12 protein-coding genes are annotated in these 22,288 nt (G+C 36.6%); 4 read left to right on the top strand and 8 right to left on the bottom strand.

Annotated features, from left to right (window positions below; all coding sequences use genetic code 11):
* The first annotated feature begins 30 nt into the window (after window positions 1–30).
* The gene (locus V1468_RS03845; RefSeq protein ID WP_331808927.1) at window positions 31–507 is read left to right on the top strand and encodes an IPExxxVDY family protein; all 477 of its coding nucleotides are present in this window, start codon (window positions 31–33) and stop codon (window positions 505–507) included.
* A 4-nt stretch (window positions 508–511) separates the two neighbouring features.
* Window positions 512–1,951: a pyruvate kinase gene (gene pyk, locus V1468_RS03840; RefSeq protein WP_331808926.1), complete on the top strand. Its 1,440-nt coding sequence runs from the start codon at window positions 512–514 to the stop codon at window positions 1,949–1,951.
* A gap of 57 nt (window positions 1,952–2,008) precedes the next feature.
* Here the strand turns inward: pyk and dinB are convergent, their stop codons facing one another.
* Entirely contained in the window at window positions 2,009–3,121 is a 1,113-nt protein-coding gene (gene dinB, locus V1468_RS03835; protein WP_331808925.1) for a DNA polymerase IV, read from the bottom strand.
* Between the two features lie 30 nt (window positions 3,122–3,151).
* On the opposite strand from dinB, the gene V1468_RS03830 reads away from it, so the two are divergent.
* Together V1468_RS03830 and V1468_RS03825 are read left to right on the top strand one after the other, a co-directional pair.
* A complete protein-coding gene (locus tag V1468_RS03830) occupies window positions 3,152–3,628 on the top strand; it encodes a CYTH domain-containing protein (protein WP_331808924.1) in 477 nt (158 codons plus the stop codon).
* The gene (locus tag V1468_RS03825; protein WP_331808923.1) at window positions 3,625–4,161 is read left to right on the top strand and encodes a YciI family protein; all 537 of its coding nucleotides are present in this window, start codon (window positions 3,625–3,627) and stop codon (window positions 4,159–4,161) included. Before V1468_RS03830 ends, V1468_RS03825 begins: the two co-directional genes overlap by 4 nt.
* Window positions 4,162–4,227: 66 nt before the next feature.
* Here the strand turns inward: V1468_RS03825 and V1468_RS03820 are convergent, their stop codons facing one another.
* The 7 genes from V1468_RS03820 to V1468_RS03790 form a co-directional block, all read right to left on the bottom strand.
* Entirely contained in the window at window positions 4,228–6,144 is a 1,917-nt protein-coding gene (locus tag V1468_RS03820; protein WP_331808922.1) for an OmpA family protein, read from the bottom strand.
* Between the two features lie 19 nt (window positions 6,145–6,163).
* Window positions 6,164–7,075 (bottom strand): PorP/SprF family type IX secretion system membrane protein, encoded by a 912-nt coding sequence (locus V1468_RS03815; RefSeq protein WP_331808919.1) that lies wholly within the window; start codon window positions 7,073–7,075, stop codon window positions 6,164–6,166.
* A gap of 28 nt (window positions 7,076–7,103) precedes the next feature.
* Window positions 7,104–12,605 (bottom strand): choice-of-anchor L domain-containing protein, encoded by a 5,502-nt coding sequence (locus tag V1468_RS03810; RefSeq protein ID WP_331808921.1) that lies wholly within the window; start codon window positions 12,603–12,605, stop codon window positions 7,104–7,106.
* A gap of 287 nt (window positions 12,606–12,892) precedes the next feature.
* Complete coding sequence (locus V1468_RS03805) at window positions 12,893–14,803, bottom strand: OmpA family protein (protein WP_331808920.1); 1,911 nt, start codon at window positions 14,801–14,803, stop codon at window positions 12,893–12,895.
* A 19-nt stretch (window positions 14,804–14,822) separates the two neighbouring features.
* Complete coding sequence (locus tag V1468_RS03800) at window positions 14,823–15,734, bottom strand: PorP/SprF family type IX secretion system membrane protein (RefSeq protein WP_331808919.1); 912 nt, start codon at window positions 15,732–15,734, stop codon at window positions 14,823–14,825.
* A 28-nt stretch (window positions 15,735–15,762) separates the two neighbouring features.
* Window positions 15,763–21,102: a T9SS type B sorting domain-containing protein gene (locus V1468_RS03795; RefSeq protein WP_331808918.1), complete on the bottom strand. Its 5,340-nt coding sequence runs from the start codon at window positions 21,100–21,102 to the stop codon at window positions 15,763–15,765.
* A gap of 210 nt (window positions 21,103–21,312) precedes the next feature.
* Complete coding sequence (locus V1468_RS03790; RefSeq protein ID WP_331808917.1) at window positions 21,313–22,263, bottom strand: endonuclease/exonuclease/phosphatase family protein; 951 nt, start codon at window positions 22,261–22,263, stop codon at window positions 21,313–21,315.
* Window positions 22,264–22,288: the final 25 nt, after the last annotated feature.

Raw genomic sequence — 22,288 nt, 5'->3', positions numbered from 1 at the left:
ACTATATTTACCTTTTAAAGTTATAATTGTATGGCGTTGCATAAACTTTTGGTTGATGATTTTTATGACGATACCTACAAGCTCATTGCTATACATTGTGGGTTAGAAGATTATCGTTTAGCCTATCTACTCAATCAAAGTTTAGGCCTTAGATTACAACGAAAAACAGAAGATTTAGATATGCAATATTTAAAAGCTTCGTACAGTATTTTTGAGTGGAATAATGTTTCGCAATACGTTACTTGGAATCTAGTTTCAAATGTTTGCAAAAAAGAAGAAGATAGTTTGTATAGTACAGGCTTGTTTCAAACAAACGAAAAAGTAATTAAAACATTGAATCTTGTTCCAGAGTATAAGAAGGTAGATTATTTTATTAAAATTTCTGATGAAATCCAGAATGTTAACGAAAAACTTATTTTAAATAAGCTCCAAAATATACCACACATTATAACAAGTTATACGGTTAACCCGACTAAATTAAAATCTAAAGATCATTTAATTTTTTGAATTAATGCCAAATAAAAAGACCAAAATAGTGGCCACATTGGGCCCAGCAACTAGTAATAAGGAAACCTTAAAAGCAATGCTTGATGAAGGAGCTAATGTGTTTCGAATTAATTTCTCGCATGCTAATTACGATGATGTAAAAGAACGTATAAACATGATACGCGAACTCAATGAAGAGTTTGGGTATAATGCTGCAATATTAGGAGATTTACAAGGGCCTAAGCTTAGAGTAGGTACTATGAAAGGTGAGGTAATCGTAAATGAAGGGGACGAAATAATTTTTGCTACCGGAAAACGATTTGAAGGTACAAAAGAGCGTGTTTACATGACTTATGAGAAGTTTCCTCAAGACGCCAAGCCAGGTGAACGTATTCTGTTAGATGATGGGAAATTAATTTTTGAAGTTGTTTCTACTGATGGTAAAAAAGAAGTTAAAGCTAAGGTAATTCAAGGAGGACCACTAAAGTCTAAAAAGGGAGTTAACCTACCTAATACAAACATTTCTCAACCAGCGTTAACAGAAAAGGATATTGAAGATGCCATTTTTGCTATCGAACAAGAAGTAGATTGGATTGCACTATCTTTTGTAAGACATGCTGAAGATTTAATGGAGCTAGAAGAACTCATTAAAGAGCATAGTAATTATAAAATTCCAATAATAGCTAAGATTGAAAAACCTGAAGCTGTAGAAAATATAGACAAAATTGTTGCCTATTGTGATGGTTTGATGGTTGCACGTGGTGATTTGGGAGTAGAAATACCTGCAGAAGAAGTTCCGCTAATTCAGAAGCAATTGGTATTAAGGGCTAAGCGAGCAAGAATTCCGGTAATTATTGCAACGCAAATGATGGAGACTATGATTACCAGCTTAACTCCAACGCGTGCAGAAGTAAATGATGTAGCTAACTCGGTTATGGATGGTGCAGATGCTGTAATGCTTTCTGGTGAAACATCTGTAGGACAGTATCCAGTTCAGGTTATACGTCAGATGGCAAATATTATTCGTAGTGTTGAAGATTCACCATTAATAGAGGTGCCACAATCACCTCCTCATATTCGTACAAAACGTTACATAACAAAATCTATTTGTTATCACGCTGCCAATATGGCTAACGAGATCAATGCAAAAGCTATTTCAACACTTACTAATAGTGGTTATACAGCTTTTCAAATTTCTGCATGGAGACCTCAAGCACATATTTTAGTTTTTACTTCTAACAAGAGAATTCTTTCTCAATTAAGTCTTCTTTGGGGAGTTAAAGCCTTCTATTATGATAAGTATGTAAGTACGGATGAAACTATTGAAGATGTAAATGCCATTGCTTGCAAAAAAGGCTATTTAGAAGTAGGTGATATGTTAATTAGTTTAGCTGCAATGCCAATTAAAGATAGAGGTATGGTTAATACCCTACGTGTTACAGAGATTGAGAGTTGTAGTTTTTAAACAAGAAATTAGAATTAAATATACTAGGCTTAATGATTTCATTGAGCCTTTTTTAGTTTAAAATTCAAACCTTAACTGTACACTAACAGATTTTTTATCCTCTATATTTGGTTTAGAGGATTTGTTTTTATCTGTATTTAGATTAGACAATGATATTCCTAAAAGACGAACCGAATTGTTCAATTTTTCTTGATATAAAAGCTCTTTCGAAGTTTCTAAGATTATAGATTTGTCACTTACAAAATAGGGAAGTGTTTTGCTACGCGTTTGTAAAGTAAAATCGCTGTATTTAATTTTTAGTGTTATCGTTTTTCCTGCTACTTTGCTTTTTTCTAATCTACGAGAAACTTCTTCAGCGATATGATCTAGTTTTTCTAACATAAAGACCTCAGAAGAAAGATTCTCACTAAAAGTACGTTCTGCAGCTAATGATTTTCTAATGCGGTTTGGTTTTACTTCGCTATTGTGAATACCTCTGACAATATAATAGTAGTAACGACCAGATTTTCCAAAGTTTTCGTCTAAATATTCCAGGCTTTTAGCTTTTAAATCATTTCCTGTAAATATGCCTTTTTGATACATTTTTTCGGCAGTAACCTTACCAACACCATAAAACTTTCTAATGTCTAAATCTTCTAAAAACTTTAGCACATCTTCGGGATTTACAGTTTTTTGTCCGTTGGGCTTGTTATAATCACTTGCTACTTTGGCAATAAACTTATTAATAGAGATGCCTGCCGACGCTGTTAAGCCCACTTCTTCATAAATACGTTGTCTTATTTTCTTAGCAATTAAAGTTGCACTAGGAAGCCCTATTTTGTTTTCAGTAACATCTAAATAGGCTTCATCTAAAGACAAAGGTTCAACCAAATCTGTGTAGTCAAAAAATATTTTACGCACACGGTTAGAAATTTCCTTATACCTTTCAAATCTTGGTCTAACGAATATAAGTTCTGGGCAGAGTTTCTCAGCCAAACGACCAGACATGGCACTTTTTACACCAAATTTTCTAGCTTCGTAGCTAGCAGCACTAATTACACCTCGTTTTCCGCCACCACCAACAGCAATCGGTTTACCTTTTAGCTCAGGATTATCCATTTGCTCAACTGAGGCATAAAATGCATCCATATCTACATGAATTATCTTTCTAATTGGTAAATCGTTTAGCATAGTGTAAATTTAGACATTAAATACCGTTTAATGACCGTAGAAATAGAACGTAAATTTTTAGTAACTTCTAATGATTTTAAAAAAGAAGCCGTTAAAAGTTACAGCATAAAACAAGGATTTTTAAATAGCTATAAAGAGCGCACCGTTAGAGTTAGATTAAAAGAAGACATTGGATATTTAACCGTAAAAGGAAAATCATCAGATGATGGTTTAGTTCGTTTTGAGTGGGAAACTGAAATCACAAAGCACGAAGCTGAACAACTTTTAAGGTTATGCGAAGATGGTATTATTGAGAAAAGGCGGTACGAAGTAAAGCTATACAACCATACTTTAGAAATAGATGAATTTTATGGAGACAATGAAGGTCTAGTCATTGCTGAGGTAGAATTGCAATCTATAAATGAAGAGTTTAACAAACCAATTTGGTTAGGTAAAGAAGTTACAGGAGATATACGATATTATAATTCACAATTAAGTAAACAACCATTCAAAAATTGGAATAAATGAAAAACCTATTATTAATATTAATTTGCTTTTTGGTATCATGTAAAAATGAGCACGAGCCTAGTAAAGTAAAGGACACAGTTATAGAAAAAGAGACTATTGAGGCACCAATTGAAAAGTCTAAACCCTTGAAGGAGGAATCCGGAAAGTCCGTTGCGGAATTAAAGGCAGAACTCATAAGTAAAGGTTATAAGGTGTTTGACTATGTGGATGAAAAGACTCAGGATACAACCTTAATGCAACAATATTTTATGGCTTTTTTAAAGAATGGGCCAATTAGAAATCAAAATGAAGAAGAAGCAAATCAGTTGCAAAGTGAGCATTTGGCACACTTAGGTAAAATGTATGAGTTAGGTTATGCAGATATATCGGGTCCTTTTGGTGACGACGGTGAAATAAGAGGAATTACAATTTACAATGTGCCAACATTAAAAATGGCAGATAGCTTAGCAAATGCTGACCCAATGGTAAAAGCAGGACGCTTGGTTATAGAAATTCATCCTTGGTGGGCAGCCAAAGGTTATCCATTACGATAATAAAAAAAAACGCCCTAAATACCTAAATACTGTTAGGGCGTTTTTTATATAAAGATTTCGATTTATTTACTGTTGTTCTTGCGGGCCTCCGCTAACAATTTTAAACTCCGATCGTCTGTTTTGAGCATGTTGCTCATCGGAGCAATTAGCACCACAATCAATTTTAGGTTCGGTTTCACCTTTACCTTCAGCAGCGATACGCGAAGCATCAATACCTTTAGAGATGACGTATTGTTGTGTGCTCTTAGCTCTACGTTGCGATAGTCTTTGGTTATAAGAGTTAGAACCTCTACTATCTGTATGAGATGTCGCATTGATAACCAAATCTGGATATTTGTTCATGATTTGAACTAGTTTATCCAATTCAAAAGCTGCCTGAGCAGTGATATTAGATTTGTCGAAGTCAAAATAGATAGGGTTAAGTACGATTTCATCAGGAGTCATAATTTTTTCAATAGGATCTAAAGAAATTTGAACCGCTAGCTCTTCCTCGCTTGTCCCTTTAACAGGCACTTTTTTGCTTTCAAAGTCTTCCATGACCACCTCAAGTTCAGAGTCCTGCTCGCACTCAACAATAAATTCAGCAACACCTTCTTCGTTTGTGGTTTTTGTAACGACCTTATTACCTTCAGCATCGTATAACGAAACAGAAGCTCCGTTTAAAGGCGCTCTGGTAACATCATCCAATACAGTAGCCGTAATTAAAACATCACAAAGTGGTTGAAGTTTTTTAAATGCGTAGACGTCATCACTACCTTGCCCACCATCTCTGTTAGAAGATACAAAACCTTCTTCGGTTTCTTCATTAATAGAGAACGCAAAATCATCACCATTACTGTTAATAGGAATACCAACATTTCTAACAGGTGCCATTTTACCATCTATAACTTTGGTATAAAACACATCCATACCACCTAGACCTAAATGACCATTAGAAGAGAAATAAAGGGTGTTGTTGCTACTTATGTAAGGGAACATTTCTTGTCCTTCAGTATTCACTTTTTGCCCTAAGTTTTCAGGCTCACCAATAGTACCATCTTCATTGATGGCCGCTTTGTAAATATCAAAGTTACCATAGCCGCCAGGCATGTTAGAAGAGAAATATAATGTAGCACCATCTGCACTTACAGACGGATTTTTAACAGAATAGTTTTCGCTATTAACAGCCAAACTTTCAATAGTGTCCCAATCGTCACCTAACTTAGTAGCTTTAAATAAGTACAATTGGCTATAACGCACCTTGCTTAAAGAGTCTTTTTCAAAATCTTTTTCAAAATAGCTTTCTCTAGAGAAGTACATGGTCTTACCATCAGGTGTAAAAGAAACCAAACCTTCATGGTATTTTGTATTGATTTTATTGTTCATTAAAGTAGCAGTACCATACGAGCCGTCAGCATTTTTAGTTAATGAGTAGATATCTAAGAATGGCTGCTCATTCCAACCGTAATTTTTACGATTGTCGTTTCTGGCAGAAGTGATGTAAAGTTTACCATCGTGTTCTATACCACCAAACTCTGATTGCGCGGTATTAAAACCAGCATCTTGCACATTAAACTTTTTACCTTGCTCTAAAATTTTTGGCAAATAGTTAGGGTTTTTTCTAAAGGCAGTTGCTCTGTTGTCTGAAGGACGCATAGAAGCAAATTTTTCCATTTGCTTGTTAGATTCTTCATATTTTCCGTTTGCTTTAAGCATTTCAGAGTATTTGTAGATCATTTCAGGATTATCTTCAGACTCTAAAGCTTTGGCATACCATTTCTCGGCTTCAACGGTATTGAAGATGTTGTAATAACATTCAGCCAATTGTCCATAAACATAGGCAGAACCTTCTCCTTTGTCAATGAGTTTTTTGTAGCTTTCAGCGGCATCAACGTATTCGAACCTAGCGAATTCCTTGTCAGCCTTTTTAGTGTTTTTGTTTTGAGCAGTTAAGCATAAACCACTCATTAACATGATAAATAATAGTGTTTTTAAGTTTTTCATAATAGTTTAGCTTAACGGATTAAAAGTATCTAGGTGAACGTGAAACTCGTTTCGGGAAATTAAGATCGAACAACAACATTACCTCGTGAGATGCAGGAGCAAAAGCTTTAATGTCTGAAGACACAGCGTCGTAAGCATATCCAACCCTTAGAGACGGAGACAGCGCAAAATTAACTAAACCAGAAAAGGAATCGTCCAATCTGTAAGAAGCACCAATTTCAAATTTTTTGAAGAACCTTGCATTAAGGTTCACATCAAAAGATGTAGGAGCATCAAAAGCAGACTTAACCATAAAAGATGGTTTTAATTCTGTGTTAGGCGATAGGTCAAACACATAACCACCCGTTAGGAAATAGTGCTGTGTTTCAGAACCGATTTTATTTCCGTTAGCATCAAGATGTACAGAGGATAACATATTAGGCACCGACAGCGATACATAATATTTATTGGTGTAATAGAAGAAACCAGCACCAATATTTGGTGTGGTCTCATTGATTTGCATACCAAAGAAAGGGTCACCCTCATCAATAACATCTACATTACCACTGGTAAGGTTAATATCATGGAAGGTTGCCCCAGCTTTAACACCAAAGGCCAGTCTATGTTCGCCACCCAACTTTAAGGTATAGGATAGATCAACATAGGCATTAGTTTCTTTAACGGGACCAATCTGGTCAGCAATAAGTGATACGCCCAATCCAAGATTACTTCCTATGGGAGCATGCCCAAAGAACGTTCCTGTTTCAGGGCCACCATCTATTTTGGACCATTGGTTTCTGTATAATAATCCAAAAGAGAGGTTTTCTCTAGAGCCTGCATATGCAGGATTCATAATGTTCATATTATACATGTACTGGGTGTACTGAGGGTCTTGTTGCCCATACATTTGCAATGCAAGGAAGAAAACCGCTATTATCGTGAGTTTTTTCATTATAAATTAAGTTGATTCAGTTAGTTGATTATCTGTTAATATATACCCATGCGCTCTTTTGCTTGGCACCACCTTCGTAGATTACGGTATAGAAATACGTACCTACAGGCAGTTCCTCACCATCATTGGTCTGGCCTTCCCATTCGTCCACATAGTTGTTTTTAGAATAAACCAATGTTCCGTTTCTGTTGAAAATTTCTAATCTTACAACATTAAAAGGACTAAGGTCGAAACTATCGTTTAGGTCATCATTGTTAGGTGATATACCTTGTGGGAACTCACAGAATTCTAATTGAGTCACATCAGCATAAAATGTATTAACACAACCAGTATCGTTGAACATGATATCTACAGAATACTCGCCGCCAACAAGTACTTCGCTATCAAGAACCAGTTCGTTTTCATTAGGGATTAGAACATCTTCATAGTACCAGCTAATAGTAACATCTTCAACATTAAAGTTGGTAGGTATAATGCCAATTTCTATAGAAACTGTTGCGTTAGGACACACTTCATAATTGTATTCTGGATCAAATGTGGCCTCAGGAAGTGTGCCAACGATTAATTCAAAACTATTAGTAACATAACATCCTTCATAACTTGTAGATTCAACACGTACAAAAACTGTTTCACCTGTACTCATGTAAAAGTCTGGTAGTGCATTTTGGTCGTTTTGAGCATCAACCTCTGATGTATGGTATGTAACGACAAATTGTGAAGCATCTTGACCGTTTAGAATATTAATAGAATGTGAAGCAAGATCAAATTCAGCTTCGATACCATCGCCGCACTCAGTATAGTCTACACTTTCAGCAGTGTGACTAGGTTCTGAAACGATTAAATCAAACGAAGCTACACTATGACATCCTGTTGTATTATCTTCCACTCTAACATAAATTGTTTGTGGGTTAGAGATGTTAGTGTATGGATTATCTGTGATAGGATCTATGTTTCCTTCAGCATCACTTTCAGATAGGTGATAAGAAATAGTATGGTTATTAGGATCTAAACTACCTAACACAACACTGTCATTATCACTAAGACTAAAAGGTGCTACACCAGTTGCGGAGCAACTTTCTAAATCTGAAGGGTCTTCATTAAGAAGTGGTGGTTGAAGAAATTCAACAAGTATTTCGTCCATCAAGAAACATTGACTAGAGAATATTACTTGAGCTGTATATAAATCTGGTTCTGTAACAGTTAAAGTTGACGACGTTTCACCATCAATAAGGATACCGTTTCTAAACCAATAATGCTCAAGGTTAGGTGCGCCAGTGTCTAGAACTACAGGTTCTCCTAAGCAGGTTGCTCCGCCAGAAGCAATAGTAATATCATCACCTAAGTTAAGTTCTCCAAGGTCAAAACTTCCGGCTTTTAAGAAAACACCAGAGTCAAATGCAGAGTCACTTTGGTCAGCAATAACCAATTTAATGTGGTATGATTCACCAACATTTACAGGTGATTGCGCTGTAAACACAGTTGTTCTACCATCAAAAGATATAGGTGGTAAATTGTCTGGGATATATCCACCGAAATATTGTTCATTTTGGGCGCCACAACTTGTGTTGGCTTGGTGAATATTTGTAACCAAAATAGGTGTTGTTGTATTTGGTAATACAGCAAGGTTGGTTGTATTACCACTCGAGTCGGTCAAAAGGAATGCAAATGCATCAGAGTAGTTACATTCAAAAGACCCTCCATTATATTCTTCAGATGCCATTAAGAAATCAAAACTAATTTCTTGAGCAAGAGGAACGAAGTCAAATTCAATTATGGTAGCGTTATTAGTTACAGTAATACCTACTGCATTTTCTAGGTCTGTGTCACCAGGCCATGCAGTACTACCATCGCTTATAGCGTTAGTGTTTGGTCCAGATGCTAAACTTGCGTCACCAGAGGTAAGAACAATCCCTTCGTCAAATGGGAAACCAACACCGTCACCATCCATTGAGAAATATCCGATACCATTTTGTTCACCAAAATCAGTTCCTGTAGAATAAGTAATATTCGATATTTGTGCACATTCGCCACCAATTAAAATATCCTGAACTAACTGCTCTACAGTATAAGTCGTTTGATCTACTATTACATTATCAAGACCAGGTCTTATACATAAGTCAAATGTAGTGTCTTCGCTACCAGAGCCAGCAGAAAATACTCTTACATAATAGGTGTTCCCAACAGTTAGTGTTGGTGATGTTATAGCATCATCGGTTGAACAATATATTTCTGTAAGAGAACCGCATGCTCCTTCATATAGACCATGATCCAAGTTCGTAGATGATCCAACAATATTTTCTAAACTAATAAGGTGTGTGTCATCAGTTGCAACAAATTGAAACCAAACATCGTCATCTGGATTACCAGTACAAGAACCAGAAGGAGTATTCGAAGGAGTTGCTTCGAGCAAAGTTCCAGGTGTTACAACAGTACATTCTCCATCAGTGTTAACAGCTGCAACTGTGGCATTGTCACAATTATCGTTATCTGGAGGACAAGCTAACAACTCAAAAGTGTTACTACTTATTGTACAGTTATTATCTTGTTCACTCATCACAAATACACTTACTGAAGTACCAAAGGCAAAAGGACCTACTTGATATACACCTGTAGAAAAGGCTTGTACAGTATTTGTATCAAAGTCATTTGAAATTTCTAAAGATGTAGCATCTCCCATACTTGTTATGTCTACATCGATGAAGAATTGATTACCAGCACAATCTGGTGCAGTTGCATATGTAGCTTCTGGTAGTGTACATAATAATTCTTGAATATTTATAGTAAAGTCTAACGTAACGCCCCAAGTACCATTGTAACATGGCTCAGGTGTTGCCTGACCCGAATCTGCTGTTCCAATGCGCATTCTGTGCTGCCCAAGAGTAGCAGTAGCAGGCATTATAAAAGAAGCATCGAGTATGTGAGGATTATTTAAACCTACAGACTCACCTTGATAAACCAGCTCAGAGGCATCAAATACCAAATCGTCATTAAAGTCTATCCAAATATTTGTATAGTAAGTAAATGTATGTCCAAATTCAATTTCAACATTGGTTTCTATACCTTGGAAAGCATTCACAACAGTTGATGTATGATCTTCGTAAGTTACATCACCAAAACTAGGGAAATTCACAATTCCTAAGGTAACATAGTTAACACCGTCTCCATCATTACTAGAAGGTTCAGACTGACAGTAGCCAGTATAGAAAGAGCCTGGTCCAGAGAAAGAACTTAAGTTAGTAGGGTCACATTCTGCCTGCACATAGAAATCATAGTCTGTATCAGACGTTAAACCTGTTAAAGTATATGGGTTAGTAGTTACACCAGTAACTAAAGTACCTGTTCCCGGCGTAAATCCAGCAGGACCATACTCTATATTCCAAGTAGTAGATGTGCCATTTTCAGTCCAGCCTACTTCAGTTGAAGTTAAACTTAAGTTGTTAGACGTTAAGTCAGTTGGCTCAGGACATGTAGGAATTCCTCTTACGCGGAAATTATCAACAAAAACATCGTTGTCTTGTGGGTCATCTACAGTACCCTCAGAGCCCAATATTCCAAATTGAACAACCTGACCAGCATAAGCCTCTAAAGTAACTACAGGATGTTCACCTGCCGCAGAAACGACAGAAGAGCTATCATAAGTTAATAGAGGTGTCCATGTTGCACCATTATCATTAGTTATAAGTAACTGAACAATATCATCAGAACCAAGTGTGCCAGCATTTGTAGTACTACCAAATTCCATGATTCCAAAGTCAAATTCTACCTGGAAAGGTCCTCCTGTTAGGTCAAATTGAGGAGATAATATCCAATCGCTCTTAGCAGCAAGCCATAAATTAATTTTATAAGCACCTGTAAAACCGTTGTTAAGGAAACCGTCAGCTAACCAACCGCCAGCTCCTAAATCACCAGGTCCAGTTGTAGCGTCACCACTATCAGCTTCGTCCCAACAGTCTGGAATTATTGTATCAAATTGTTCTAGATAATCAGGAACATAAATATCACATAATGTTTCGAAAGTAAAAGGGCCAGTCCAACCGCTAAACTCACTTCCACAATCAGCTTGAACATAATAGTCATAAGATGTTACAGCTGTTAATCCTGAGACTGTGTAAGGGTTTGTAACACCTGTATGAGTTGGTGTTCCAGTAGGAGGTGTACCAGATGTAACTATTTCAATATTCCATGCTGATACAGTGCCATCTTGATTCCAACTTAATTCAGCACTATTAGCCGTAATTGCAGCCGCAGTTAAAGAAGTAGGATTAAAACAAGAAGGAGCTTCATCAAAAGTCACATCATCTATAGCGATGTCATCATAAAAATCGCCAGTTACTATTTCAGAGAATATAAAACGAGCTTGAACGTCTCCTGTAATTGTCAATGTACTTAAATCTAGAACAATTAAGGTCCACCCACTAGTATTGGTATTAAAAGTACCCATACTATTCCAAGCAGCACCATCCCATACTTCTACATCGAGCTGAGAGTTGGCATTACCTTCATTATCACTAATTTCATAAAAAGATAGTGCAGGTGTTGTTAAGCCAGAAACATCAACCAAAGGGCTTGTTAAAGTTCTTGGACCTTCATCGCCTGAAGAGTCACACCATGCAAAATAATCATTAGTAGATGTTGTACCAGTTATGGTTCCGTTATTTCCAATATGATTAAATCCTGGATCGTTGTCAAAAAACCAATCTTCATTGCCGTCCATAGTCCAACATTGTGGAATTGTTCCACCGTTTTCAAATCCTTCAGAATATGGTGCAACAAAAGTTACACATTCAGTAGTAAATATATATGGACCAACCCACAAACTTTCATCGCTAGGACCGCAATTAGCTTGATAGTATACATAATATTCAGTAGCTGGGTTTAAAGAAGTTAAAGAAACATTTGGCGAACCTGTAGGCGAAATAGAAGATTCGGCTTCACCATTTCCAGGAGTAAAATCAGCACCGCTATTATATTCAATATTCCAATCGGTTTCAGATAGACCGACTGTCCAGTCTAAATTGGCAGAAGTAGCAGTTATTGCGCTAGCCACCATATTAGAAGGTTCTATACAAGTTGGCGCTTCAAAAAGCGTAACTACGATGTTAGACCAATCTGCATCTGAGCCACCGTAACTTTGATTTAGTACTATATCTATATATCCATCCGTTGTTGGATCGTAGACACCTGCTAAATCCCCAGAAAAGGTAAGTGTTGCATCAGCACCGCTGTTAGCGCTACCAGTAGTTGCGGGATCTATGATTACCGAACCAGCACTTGTGGTAAAAGTAATGTCCGCTTCAGAGGACCATGGGCCACCACCTCCGGCGCTCCAGTCTACAGTAACAGTAAAAGAATCATAAGCACCAGAAGAGGAAGCTGGAACCCCAACTGAATTTGCTACGTCGTTTATACTGATGGTAACAGGAGTCCCTTCAGCTACGTTTGTAGGCCCTATAATTGTGCTAAAATCATATTGGGCGCTTGCGGTAATGCAGAACCCTAGCATAATAAGAAATAAGGTAATCTTTTTCATAGTTTTAGGTTTGTTATTAAATAATTAAACCTTTCTAATTTGAAAATTAGAAAGGAATATTTGTTTTTAAGTTAGTATTCAGAAGCCGTTCAATATATAGTGAAAACGCTACTCTAGCTTTTTCTGAAATGTGAATTTATAAAAAATGACTATTAAGATTATATTAACATTGTGATAATAGATTAAATGCTCTTATTTCCGATTAAAGGAGAGTGATTTTGAGTTTTTTTCATAAAAAAAAGGCTTTGGGTTTAAATCCAAAGCCTTTTTAACATTTTATCTAAAGATTATTCGTTTTCTGAAGTTTTTAGAATTTTAAACTCAGAACGTCTGTTTTGGGCATGTTGCTCATCGGAGCAATTGGTACCACAATCAATTTTAGGTTCGGTTTCACCTTTACCTTCAGCAGCGATACGCGAAGCATCAATACCTTTAGAGATGACGTATTGTTGTGTGCTCTTAGCTCTACGTTGCGATAGTCTTTGGTTATAAGAGTTAGAACCTCTACTATCTGTATGAGATGTCGCATTGATAACCAAATCTGGATATTTGTTCATGATTTGAACTAGTTTATCCAATTCAAAAGCTGCCTGAGCAGTGATATTAGATTTGTCGAAGTCAAAATAGATAGGGTTAAGTACGATTTCATCAGGAGTCATAATTTTTTCAATAGGATCTAAAGAAATTTGAACCGCTAGCTCTTCCTCGCTTGTCCCTTTAACAGGCACTTTTTTGCTTTCAAAGTCTTCCATGACCACCTCAAGTTCAGAGTCCTGCTCGCACTCAACAATAAATTCAGCAACACCTTCTTCGTTTGTGGTTTTTGTAACGACCTTATTACCTTCAGCATCGTATAACGAAACAGAAGCTCCGTTTAAAGGCGCTCTGGTAACATCATCCAATACAGTAGCCGTAATTAAAACATCACAAAGTGGTTGAAGTTTTTTAAATGCGTAGACGTCATCACTACCTTGCCCACCATCTCTGTTAGAAGATACAAAACCTTCTTCGGTTTCTTCATTAATAGAGAACGCAAAATCATCACCATTACTGTTAATAGGAATACCAACATTTCTAACAGGTGCCATTTTACCATCTATAACTTTGGTATAAAACACATCCATACCACCTAGACCTAAATGACCATTAGAAGAGAAATAAAGGGTGTTGTTGCTACTTATGTAAGGGAACATTTCTTGTCCTTCAGTATTCACTTTTTGCCCTAAGTTTTCAGGCTCACCAATAGTACCATCTTCATTGATGGCCGCTTTGTAAATATCAAAGTTACCATAGCCGCCAGGCATGTTAGAAGAGAAATATAATGTAGCACCATCTGCACTTACAGACGGATTTTTAACAGAATAGTTTTCGCTATTAACAGCCAAACTTTCAATAGTGTCCCAATCGTCACCTAACTTAGTAGCTTTAAATAAGTACAATTGGCTATAACGCACCTTGCTTAAAGAGTCTTTTTCAAAATCTTTTTCAAAATAGCTTTCTCTAGAGAAGTACATGGTCTTACCATCAGGTGTAAAAGAAACCAAACCTTCATGGTATTTTGTATTGATTTTATTGTTCATTAAAGTAGCAGTACCATACGAGCCGTCAGCATTTTTAGTTAATGAGTAGATATCTAAGAATGGCTGCTCATTCCAACCGTAATTTTTACGATTGTCGTTTCTGGCAGAAGTGATGTAAAGTTTACCATCGTGTTCTATACCACCAAACTCTGATTGCGCGGTATTAAAACCAGCATCTTGCACATTAAACTTTTTACCTTGCTCTAAAATTTTTGGCAAATAGTTAGGGTTTTTTCTAAAGGCAGTTGCTCTGTTGTCTGAAGGACGCATAGAAGCAAATTTTTCCATTTGCTTGTTAGATTCTTCATATTTTCCGTTTGCTTTAAGCATTTCAGAGTATTTGTAGATCATTTCAGGATTATCTTCAGACTCTAAAGCTTTGGCATACCATTTCTCGGCTTCAACGGTATTGAAGATGTTGTAATAACATTCAGCCAATTGTCCATAAACATAGGCAGAACCTTCTCCTTTGTCAATGAGTTTTTTGTAGCTTTCAGCGGCATCAACGTATTCGAACCTAGCGAATTCCTTGTCAGCCTTTTTAGTGTTTTTGTTTTGAGCAGTTAAGCATAAACCACTCATTAACATGATAAATAATAGTGTTTTTAAGTTTTTCATAATAGTTTAGCTTAACGGATTAAAAGTATCTAGGTGAACGTGAAACTCGTTTCGGGAAATTAAGATCGAACAACAACATTACCTCGTGAGATGCAGGAGCAAAAGCTTTAATGTCTGAAGACACAGCGTCGTAAGCATATCCAACCCTTAGAGACGGAGACAGCGCAAAATTAACTAAACCAGAAAAGGAATCGTCCAATCTGTAAGAAGCACCAATTTCAAATTTTTTGAAGAACCTTGCATTAAGGTTCACATCAAAAGATGTAGGAGCATCAAAAGCAGACTTAACCATAAAAGATGGTTTTAATTCTGTGTTAGGCGATAGGTCAAACACATAACCACCCGTTAGGAAATAGTGCTGTGTTTCAGAACCGATTTTATTTCCGTTAGCATCAAGATGTACAGAGGATAACATATTAGGCACCGACAGCGATACATAATATTTATTGGTGTAATAGAAGAAACCAGCACCAATATTTGGTGTGGTCTCATTGATTTGCATACCAAAGAAAGGGTCACCCTCATCAATAACATCTACATTACCACTGGTAAGGTTAATATCATGGAAGGTTGCCCCAGCTTTAACACCAAAGGCCAGTCTATGTTCGCCACCCAACTTTAAGGTATAGGATAGATCAACATAGGCATTAGTTTCTTTAACGGGACCAATCTGGTCAGCAATAAGTGATACGCCCAATCCAAGATTACTTCCTATGGGAGCATGCCCAAAGAACGTTCCTGTTTCAGGGCCACCATCTATTTTGGACCATTGGTTTCTGTATAATAATCCAAAAGAGAGGTTTTCTCTAGAGCCTGCATATGCAGGATTCATAATGTTCATATTATACATGTACTGGGTGTACTGAGGGTCTTGTTGCCCATACATTTGCAATGCAAGGAAGAAAACCGCTATTATCGTGAGTTTTTTCATTATAAATTAAGTTGATTCAGTTAGTTGATTATCTGTTAATATATACCCATGCGCTCTTTTGCTTGGCACCACCTTCGTAGATTACGGTATAGAAATACGTACCTACAGGCAGTTCCTCACCATCATTGGTCTGGCCTTCCCATTCGTCCACATAGTTGTTTTTAGAATAAACCAATGTTCCGTTTCTGTTGAAAATTTCAAGTTTTACAACATCGAAACTACTAAGATCGAAGGTGTCATTTAGATCATCATTGTTAGGTGATATACCTTCAGGGAAAACACAAGACTCAGCTTCTTCAACGAATGCTGTTACGGTATTTGAACATTGTGTGTCATTAAATACAATTTCTGCAGAATAGTCTCCCGAAACTAAAACAGTATCTAATGTTAAACCACTTGCACCAGGAATATCAACTCCATCTAACGACCAAGTTACAGAAACATCTGTAGCAGTGAAGTTATCTGGTATAATACCTATTGAAACAGGCACTGTTGCATTTGGACAAACTATGTATTCAAATTGTTGATCGAAAGTAGCTAAAGGAACTATATTAACTACTAAATCGAAAGATGTAGTTTCATAACATCCTGTATTGATATCTTCAACTCTTACAAATACTGTTTCACCACTACTTGTATAAGGGCTTGTTAATGCTCCAGTACTATTATCTGCATCGGCTTGAGATGAGTGATATGTAATCGTAACATCTGAGCTTGCACTCACTTCATCATCTATTGAAGTTAAATCAAACTCAGTAGAACCATCTACATTACCGTCTGAATCATCACAAACAACAAAGTTTTCAGGTTGGTTAACCACTGGTCTAGGGTTAACAACTAACTCTACTTCAGACAACTGGCGACATCCTAAGAACCCTTCACTGGCAGCTGTTGCATCTTCAATTCTTATTATTAATGTTTCACCAGAGCTAGTGTAAGGAGAAGATACAGCATTAATAGCTTGGTTAGCATCATTAATATTAGTGTAATAACTTACAACAAAATCTTCTCCTAAGTCTAATGAGGCAGTTAAGGCATCTAAATCAAAGTCTTCAACGCCATCAGAACCAGGTCCATCACAAACTGTAATGTTTTGAGGATCTACAGACGGAGCTTCATCAAATAATCTAACATCAATTAAAGCGGAGAAATATGTTTCACTTTGATCACAAATTCCACCAAGAACTTGAACTTGATAAGTTCCAGACTCAGTAACTGTTAAATTAGGTTGGTTATAATCTGCAATAATAAATCCATCTCTATACCATCTAAATTCATCAACACTATAGAAAGTACTAGCTGTTAACTCTACGCTTGGATATCCACAGAATTCAAAAGTTTCATCAGGTGTTATAGGGTCTTCTATATCATCTTCAACTTCACCACCTTCTATAGATAGAACAACGTCACAAACAACATCACAGTTTGTTCCGTCTGGTGGTCCAGAATCTTGAGTAAATGTATAGAAACCAGGATCCTGCGAGAAGTTAGTTATTAATATAACATACACAGAGTTTGCAGGAACGTTAGTAAGAGTAATGGTTTCACTCGCTGTAGCAGAATAACTACAGTCTGCAATAGATTCAGGTAACAAATCTACACAACCACCTTGTTGGTCAACAAAAGGTCCCCAAACAATAAAGTCAATATCTATAGGATTTCCAGATAAATCAACCTGATCTAAACTAAAGACATAATCACCTGCCACATCAAAATTAATAGTATTCCATTGAGGGTCTGGTTGAGATCCTAAACAATCGTAATCTAAATAAGGAGGTGCTGTTTGATCTCCAACAATACTTTCATATTGTATAGAAGGGTCAGCACAAATTGGTAATGCATCTAAACAATAGGTAGGAGTACCAAGTGTACTGATACATAAATCAAAGGTACTTGTTTCACTTGCACTACTAGCAGAGAAAACTCTTATATAATAAGTGTCTCCAACAACTAATGATGGTGTTAAGCTAAATGTATCATCAGAACAATAAATTTCTACAAGGTTACCGCAATCACCACCGTATAGAGCGTGGTCTAAATTGGTAGTTCCACCAGTTATATTTTGAATGTCTATAATTTGTTGGTCACCTGCAGCTGTAAATTGGAACCAAACATCATCATCTGGATCTCCACCACAAGATAATGGCACTCCTGACGGAGTTGCTGCTAAAATGGTTCCAGGTGTGGTAACACTACATGATTCATCAGTATTTACTGACGCTACAGTTGCACCATCGCAATTGTCATTGTCTGGTGGACATGCGAGTAATTGTATAGCTTGACTATTGATAATACAGTTTACATCATCATCATTACTTACAGAAACTATTACATCTTGAAGGAACGGGAAAGGACCAACTTGATAAACACCTACTGCTGTTACAGGAACAGTATCACTATTAATATTATTTGAAATTGTAAGGTTGGTTGCATCTCCTAAACTTGTAATATCTACATCAATTAAGAATTGATCTCCATTTTCACAGTCATCAATTACAGTATAAGTTGCTTCAGGATTTATACATGTAGCACAAGAAACAGTATAATTTATGCCATCAGCGTATGTAGCACTGCCACTACCACAACTAACACTTCCATCAGAGTTTATATAAAAAGAAATTGTATCTCCGGTAGATTGAAATGATAAACCTCCAATATTACCACCATTTCCATAATTGTCATCAGCTGGTGCGTAACCAGGGAAAGGGTTGCCATCAGAATCTAAGACAACTAACTCATCCCAGTTATTTTCTACAAACCCAGAATTAAATACAAGGTTTAAAGGTGTACCATCATTACTTGTAAAAGTAAATATAAGTGGATTTGTAGCACCTCCATTGTCATAACAATAATCTATTGTTAACGGACCGTCATTAGCACAATCTAATGTAAAATCAGTTTGAATTGGTGTGTCAAATACAACAGGACCCACCCATTCACTAAATCCATTAGCATCACAATTAGCTCTCACCCAAACCTCGTAAGAACTAGAGAATGATAAGCCTGTTTCGTTCACAGAAGGTGAAAAAACCTCTGTTCCAGGTCCTGTAGGTTCACCTGTACCTGCAGGTACAACAACATATTCCCAAGAGCCTTCTCCGCCAGTTCCAATCCAATCAATATCAGCAGAACTACCAGTTATATTTGTTATGGTTATACTACTAGGAGGAATACAATCTGGTGCTTCGTCGAAAGTTACATCATCAATAGCGATATCATCATAGAAGTCTCCTGTAACGATTTCAGAAAAAATAAATCTTGCTTGCACATCTCCAGTAATAGTAAGACTGCTAAGACCAATAATCTTTAATTCCCATCCTGAAGTATTAGTATTATATGTTCCCATATTATTCCAAGCTGCACCGTCCCATACTTCAACATCTAGTTGACAGTTAGCATTGCCCTCATTGTCACTTATTTCATAAAAAGATAAAGCAGGAGATGTAAGTCCAGATACATCAACTAATGGACTTGTTAATGTTCTAACACCATCATCACCAGATGAGTCACACCAAGCAAAATAGTCATTAGTTGCCGTAGTACCAGTTATGGTACCGTTATCACCTATATGATTGAAACCAGGATCATTATCAAAAAACCAATCTTCGCCACCATCCATAGTCCAACAAAGAGGGATGGTTCCTCCATTTTCAAAACCTTCAGTGTAAGGTGCTGTAAAAGTTGTACACTCAGTAGTAAAGGCAAAAGGTCCTACCCATCCACTGAGTTCGCTACCACAATTAGCCTGAACATAATATTCATAATCGGTAACAGCTGTAAGACCACTTACGGTATAAGGGTTTGTAACTCCTGAGTCTGTTGCAGTGCCTGTTGGAGGCGTACCCGCAGGAACAAGTTCTATATTCCAGTCTACTACAGTGCCACCTTGTGTCCATCCAAGTTCAGCAGAGGTAGAAGTAATCGCACTAGCGGTTAAAAAGGTAGGGTCAAAGCAAGTAGGCGCTTCATCTAAAGTAACGTCATCTATTGCAATGTCATCATAGAAATCGCCTGTTACAGGCTCTGAGAATATAAACCTTACCTGAACATCACCAGTTATAACTAAACTAGAGAGATCTATTAATTTTAACTCCCAGCCAGCGGTGTTCGTATTATAAGTTCCCATATTGTTCCAAGCTGCACCATCCCATACTTCAACATCCAATTGAGAATTTGCGTTACCTTCGTTATCACTTAGTTCATAGAAAGAAAGAGAAGGATTGGTAAGTCCAGAAACATCAACAAGAGGACTTGTTAAGGTGGTTACACCATCATTTCCAGAAGAGTCAACCCATGCAAAGAAATTATTTGAAGATGTTGTACCTGTTATAGTACCGTTGTCACCTATATGGTTACCAGCACCTGTATCACTAAATTGCCAATCTTCTCCACCATCCATAGTCCAACATAACGGAATAGTTCCTCCATTTTCAAATCCTTCTGTATATGGAGCTGTAAATGTTACACATTCTGTTGAAAAAGCAAAAGGTCCTACCCAAGAACTAACATCTCCACCACAATCTGCTTGTATGTAGTATACATAATTAGAAGCGGGAGTTAATCCAGTAATAGTAAAAGGATTTGTATTAGCAACGTCGGTAGGAGTTTCCGTTTGAATTCCTCCATCAAGAACAACTTCAATATTCCAACTAGTAGCAGTGCCATTTTCTGTCCATGATAATGTTGCACTATCAGAACCTGTACTTACAATTGCTAAATCAGATGGTTCTGGGCATGTAACTTCAAAAATATTAATGTCATCAAAACCAAAACCTTCATCTACAACGGATCCGTCAGAGCCAAACGCAATTCTAAAGATTACATTAGATTGACCTCCTAAACCTGTAAGCGCATGTCTTGCAGTGACCCAAGCATTTGTTCCTGCTGCACCAGTCCCAGACCAACCTTCTTGTTGACCACCAGGATTACCTCCAATGGTATCGTCTGTATACCAGTTGTTTGGGTCTCCGTTAGCACCAACATTAACCCAGGTGGTACCTCCATCGATAGAAGACTGAAGTACAGCTCCATCCCAACTAAATTCAATATCATACCAAATACTTAATTCAATTGAAGGAGCAGAAAGGGATGAAAAGTCAAAAACAGGACTTGTAACCCAAGAGTCTTCGTTAGTATTGTAATTACCTGAGAGATTGGTCACCCAAGCGTTGGTTCCAGATGCAGCACTATTAATAATAGCACCAGTTGGTGTACCTAAAGCCCAAGTACCATTTGTTGTGTTGTCGGCAACCCAACCTCCATCACCAGACTCAAAGTCTTCAGTGTATGGAAAAGTAGTTATTTGTGCTTGTACACTCGTAATTGCAATGGACGAAAGCAAAAATAAAAATAGAGTAATCTTTTTCATTATTAATCGGTTTGTTAGAAATTATTTAACCCTTTACAATACATTGATTATAAAGGATTTATTTTTTTTAATTTTTTGAGGCTTTGGGAAGCATATATTTACGCTGATTAAACGTTCTTTTTATGCTCACCCGAAGATATAAAAAATGCCTATTAACGTACTGTTAACATTGCTATAATAGATTAACGACATTATTCATCGATAAATGGTTTAGGGCGTTCTAAATTGAATATAAACAGGGAAATGATCGCTATATCCTCCTTTATATTTCTTACCTGCGTAAGTTCTAAAAGGTTGCCCTTTGTATTTGCCGTGATATTGTGTTAAGAACTTTGAATTAAATACTTCAGCCTTTATAAATTTTAATTTTGTACCATCAGGATCAAAAAAATTACCACTAATTAGTATTTGATCAAACATATTCCATTGAAAATCATGATTCAAACTCCCTTTATTATAGGATAAGACCGTACTAAAAGGATTATATAAATGACCTTCCTTTTCTAATAGCATTAAACTCTCATTCTCTGGGTTGTCATTAAAGTCTCCCATAACAATGACTTTAGCATTTGCTTGTTCTTTTTTTAACCTTGCGATAACATTGTTTACAACATTGGCTGCAGCAATCCTTTTATGTTCGGTTTCTTTTTCACCTTCGCGACGAGACGACCAGTGGTTAACAATAATATTAATGTCTTCCTCATGAAGTTTCCCTTGCACAAGCAAAATATCTCTGGTATAGTCTCTTTCACCAGTTTCTGATTGAAGGTAGACTGAAAATGTTTCAGAATTTTCAACTTTAAAAAATTCGTCTTTATATAATAGAGCAACATCGATGCCGCGTTCGTCTGCAGAATCATAATGTATATAGCTATAGGTTTCAGAGATTAGATTTTCACTTCTAACAAGATCAGAAAGTACTTTTTTGTTTTCTACTTCTGCTAAACCAACAATAATAGGAGCTAGGTTTGTTTCTTCTTTACCTATTTGAGATATAACTTTCCCTAATTTTTTTAGTTTGTTATCATAGCGTTTTGGTGTCCATCGTTTAGCAGATGTTGGTAAAAAGTCATCATCATTAGTTAATGGATCATTTTCTATATCAAATAAATTTTCGATATTATAAAAAGCTATTGTGTGCGTGTTAGAGTTTTTAATCATGCAATAAAAATATAGCTTTTTAAAA

Origin of the sequence: Winogradskyella poriferorum (genome assembly GCF_036553625.1) — a bacterium.
GTDB lineage: Bacteria > Bacteroidota > Bacteroidia > Flavobacteriales > Flavobacteriaceae > Winogradskyella > Winogradskyella poriferorum.
Note: the sequence above shows the minus strand (reverse complement) of the source record. Positions and strands in the feature narration are given on the sequence as shown.

What these genes read in the sequence shown, in the direction of transcription:
- V1468_RS03845 (WP_331808927.1), top strand. Translation starts at nt 31, where the DNA reads ATGGCGTTGCATAAACTTTTGGTTGATGATTTTTATGACGATACCTAC.
- pyk (WP_331808926.1), top strand. Translation starts at nt 512, where the DNA reads ATGCCAAATAAAAAGACCAAAATAGTGGCCACATTGGGCCCAGCAACT.
- dinB (WP_331808925.1), bottom strand. Translation starts at nt 3,121, where the DNA reads ATGCTAAACGATTTACCAATTAGAAAGATAATTCATGTAGATATGGAT.
- V1468_RS03830 (WP_331808924.1), top strand. Translation starts at nt 3,152, where the DNA reads ATGACCGTAGAAATAGAACGTAAATTTTTAGTAACTTCTAATGATTTT.
- V1468_RS03825 (WP_331808923.1), top strand. Translation starts at nt 3,625, where the DNA reads ATGAAAAACCTATTATTAATATTAATTTGCTTTTTGGTATCATGTAAA.
- V1468_RS03820 (WP_331808922.1), bottom strand. Translation starts at nt 6,144, where the DNA reads ATGAAAAACTTAAAAACACTATTATTTATCATGTTAATGAGTGGTTTA.
- V1468_RS03815 (WP_331808919.1), bottom strand. Translation starts at nt 7,075, where the DNA reads ATGAAAAAACTCACGATAATAGCGGTTTTCTTCCTTGCATTGCAAATG.
- V1468_RS03810 (WP_331808921.1), bottom strand. Translation starts at nt 12,605, where the DNA reads ATGAAAAAGATTACCTTATTTCTTATTATGCTAGGGTTCTGCATTACC.
- V1468_RS03805 (WP_331808920.1), bottom strand. Translation starts at nt 14,803, where the DNA reads ATGAAAAACTTAAAAACACTATTATTTATCATGTTAATGAGTGGTTTA.
- V1468_RS03800 (WP_331808919.1), bottom strand. Translation starts at nt 15,734, where the DNA reads ATGAAAAAACTCACGATAATAGCGGTTTTCTTCCTTGCATTGCAAATG.
- V1468_RS03795 (WP_331808918.1), bottom strand. Translation starts at nt 21,102, where the DNA reads ATGAAAAAGATTACTCTATTTTTATTTTTGCTTTCGTCCATTGCAATT.
- V1468_RS03790 (WP_331808917.1), bottom strand. Translation starts at nt 22,263, where the DNA reads ATGATTAAAAACTCTAACACGCACACAATAGCTTTTTATAATATCGAA.